General features: G+C 42.9%; 4 protein-coding genes and 3 pseudogenes. All 7 read left to right on the top strand.

The features are described 5' to 3' along the window. Window positions 1-199: pseudogene (locus CBG25_RS11285) on the top strand (IS701 family transposase); the annotation flags it as partial. A gap of 3 nt (window positions 200-202) precedes the next feature. Then, window positions 203-490, top strand: a pseudogene (locus tag CBG25_RS11280) (major capsid protein); the annotation flags it as partial. Then, on the top strand, window positions 479-775 hold the full coding sequence (locus CBG25_RS11275) for an Ig-like domain-containing protein (protein WP_290606708.1): 297 nt from the start codon (window positions 479-481) through the stop codon (window positions 773-775). The pseudogene CBG25_RS11280 and the gene CBG25_RS11275, both read left to right, overlap by 12 nt. A 49-nt stretch (window positions 776-824) precedes the next feature. Then, window positions 825-1,310 (top strand): DnaT-like ssDNA-binding protein, encoded by a 486-nt coding sequence (locus tag CBG25_RS11270; protein ID WP_290606706.1) that lies wholly within the window; start codon window positions 825-827, stop codon window positions 1,308-1,310. A gap of 2 nt (window positions 1,311-1,312) precedes the next feature. Continuing rightward, the gene (locus CBG25_RS11265) at window positions 1,313-1,663 is read left to right on the top strand and encodes a hypothetical protein (RefSeq protein WP_290606704.1); all 351 of its coding nucleotides are present in this window, start codon (window positions 1,313-1,315) and stop codon (window positions 1,661-1,663) included. A gap of 1 nt (window position 1,664) precedes the next feature. Next, on the top strand, window positions 1,665-2,150 hold the full coding sequence (locus tag CBG25_RS11260; RefSeq protein ID WP_290606702.1) for a hypothetical protein: 486 nt from the start codon (window positions 1,665-1,667) through the stop codon (window positions 2,148-2,150). Continuing rightward, a pseudogene (locus tag CBG25_RS11255) lies at window positions 2,147-2,548 on the top strand (phage tail terminator-like protein). Before CBG25_RS11260 ends, CBG25_RS11255 begins: the two are co-directional and overlap by 4 nt. The last annotated feature ends 208 nt before the right edge of the window (window positions 2,549-2,756 follow it).

Raw genomic sequence — 2,756 nt, 5'->3', positions numbered from 1 at the left:
CACTGGACTCGAAAAATGCCAATGTCGCAATGCTCGGATACAACGCAATCATATTGCATGTGCTTTTTTAGTCTGGACCCGATTAGCTCAAATTGCTCGAAGTACAGGCAAAACGCTTTATCGTATTAAGCGAGGATTGCTCGATGATTATCTTTGTCAGCAGCTCAAAAAGCCTACAATTATTATGCTATTTGCGTAAGTCCTATTAGTCACCGATACGGCGCCTGTTGATGCTATATTTGGTTTAGTCCCAGGGGGTATCACTATCACGGAATCACAGGAACCCCATTTTCGCTCTTATGAAATCAACGATCAGGAAAATTTAGGCGTTGGCTATCGGGGTGAAGGCGTGGTGAATGTGGGCGTACTCGGTTATAGCTGGGATGAATCAAAAGGGACTAATCCTGATCTAACAAAATTGGGCACAGCAGGTAACTGGAAGAAACATTTCACCAGTAACAAATTAACGGCAGGCGTAATGATAAAATTGCATCATGAAGCCAGAGTGACATTATCGGTGGATAAAACCAACGCGACAGCCAATAACAGTGATGCTGTGACCATTTCGCTTGATTACATGAAAGATAATCAACCTGTTCAGGGTAGCAATGTTGAGTGGTCAAGCACCGGTGGAAAACTGAGTAAAACAGCGACTAAAACCGATGCAAAGGGTAAGTCCAGCGTCAAATTGACCGCCAGTACAGCGGGACAGTTTACCGTTACCGCGAAAGTGGATGGTGAGACGCAAACCACAGAAAGTCTCAGTTTTTCTTAAAGAAAAATGGGTTTAAGGGGACTTTTGTCCCTTTTCTTTTGAGGTGAGCATGATTAACACGGATAAAGATTCACCAACATTTAATAGTTATGCCGGTGCTGAGGACTTAAAGCGTTATGCCCGTGAAAGAGGGGTTGATATACCGACTGATGACCTACACATTGAGTCGATGCTGGTTAATGCGATGGACTATTTAGCGTCACAGCCATGGTTAGGAAAACGAACCCGCTTAACCCAACTGCTATCCTTCCCACGCACAGGGTTATTTTATGACGGCGTGCCTGTTGCTAATGATGTCATCCCTAAGCAACTCGTTATGGCGCAATGTCGGCTGGCGATTGAGTCAGAGAACGAGGATTTACAGCCAACGTTAGGGGGCGAAGTGACCACAGAACGTATTGAGGGGGCTATTACGGTACAATATGCTTCGGGAACAAATTCGGGTTTACCCAAATTTCCCTGGTTAAATGGTTTACTCAATGGCTTGTTAGATATACGTTCTGGATTTGCCATCAACACCTTTTCGATGAGGTGATGATGAATCTTTATACTCGAATGGGTAGAACGACTGAGCGCTTGATAAAGCAGTACGGCATGGACTATGTCTTAAAAAGAAAAGGCAAATTTTATGTTGATAAAAAAGGGCAGGAAATTATCGAACCCGATGTGACATTAACGGTGGTCGGGGTAAAGACACAGTTTGCTATAAATGAAGTGGACAATTCCCTCGTTTTAACCAGTGATATTAAATTCATTGCGCATGCAAAGAGTAATATTCAACAGGGTGATATCATTATCATCGATAACAGAAATCATCGAGTGATTGCTGTAAAAGAGATAAAGCCCCAACGTCAAACTATTTGTTTCATTGCACAACTGAGAGCTTGATATGGCAAACAATTTTACAGCCGATATTAATGCGTTTATCAGCAAATCAGAAGAGAAAATGGAAGCGGTTACCAAGGTGGCATTCATAAAGATACTCGCAAGGTTAGTCATGATGTCGCCTGTCGGTAATCCTTCTATCTGGCAAGTGAATGCTAAAATAGCCGAAAAGGGAAAAGGAAAAGAAAGGAAGCCAGCAGGGTATACGGGGGGAAGATTTCGTGGCAACTGGCAAGTGACGTTTGATGAAGTRCCAATGAAAGAAACGGGACGAATAGATAAAAGTGGYGRAGTAACMCAAGCKGAGGGMAATCTTGTTATCGGTCAGTTTAAAGTGGGCATGAAGTCAGTCTATTTTTCCAATGTGGTTCCTTATGCCTATCGGCTTGAGATAGGGCATTCAAAACAAGCACCGAAGGGTATGGTACGGATCACGGCACAAGAATTTCASCAGTTTTTYCATCAKGCCATCGCWGAGCGTAAAGGATGAACCCRTTAAYYATCAATGCCGCMATMCGKGCRCAYATTGCTCAATTTGCTGAGTCTGARAATATCAAGGTKGCCTGGCCAAATTGTRAATTCGATGATATCAATGAACCCTATCTACAAYTGCACATYWTGCCAGCRACAACGAAWAATTTAAGTTTATCKCTCGATATGCCTGTATTTAGCGGTGTCATWCAGRTAAATGTGGTKGGCAAAGCAGGAACGGGCGAYACAGCCGTCATGAATATCGCTAACCGTTTARTAAACTATCTAWCAAATGGYYTWTCGATRACCGATARCCTTTTTCTAWGCGGTGAGCCARGTTTATTTYCAGCAATYWGTGATCAGGTTAATTATATCCTWCCYGTCAGCGYTCCTTATCGTTGTCACTCTACAATATAACATYGCCGCCAYMTGGYGGTTTTTYAWCAGCCAATAATGAGGTTTTATCATGGCATATAATATTCCTAATGGTTCGCGTGTTTATGTAGCTAGTAAATATGCGGATGAGATAACAATTACGGCGGCTACCAATGCGACAGAGGCGGTATTAACTGTCAATTCGCTTGGCAGCATTAAAACGGGCGATATCGTCCAGATTGATTGTGGA

This window comes from Arsenophonus sp. ENCA, from assembly GCF_002287155.1.
Lineage (GTDB): Bacteria > Pseudomonadota > Gammaproteobacteria > Enterobacterales > Enterobacteriaceae > Arsenophonus > Arsenophonus nilaparvatae.
This window is presented reverse-complemented; position numbering and strand designations above follow the sequence as displayed.

Bases quoted from the DNA above. Each gene is read 5' to 3' on its own strand.
- CBG25_RS11270 (WP_290606706.1), top strand. From the start codon at position 825: ATGATTAACACGGATAAAGATTCACCAACATTTAATAGTTATGCCGGT.
- CBG25_RS11275 (WP_290606708.1), top strand. From the start codon at position 479: ATGATAAAATTGCATCATGAAGCCAGAGTGACATTATCGGTGGATAAA.
- CBG25_RS11265 (WP_290606704.1), top strand. From the start codon at position 1,313: ATGAATCTTTATACTCGAATGGGTAGAACGACTGAGCGCTTGATAAAG.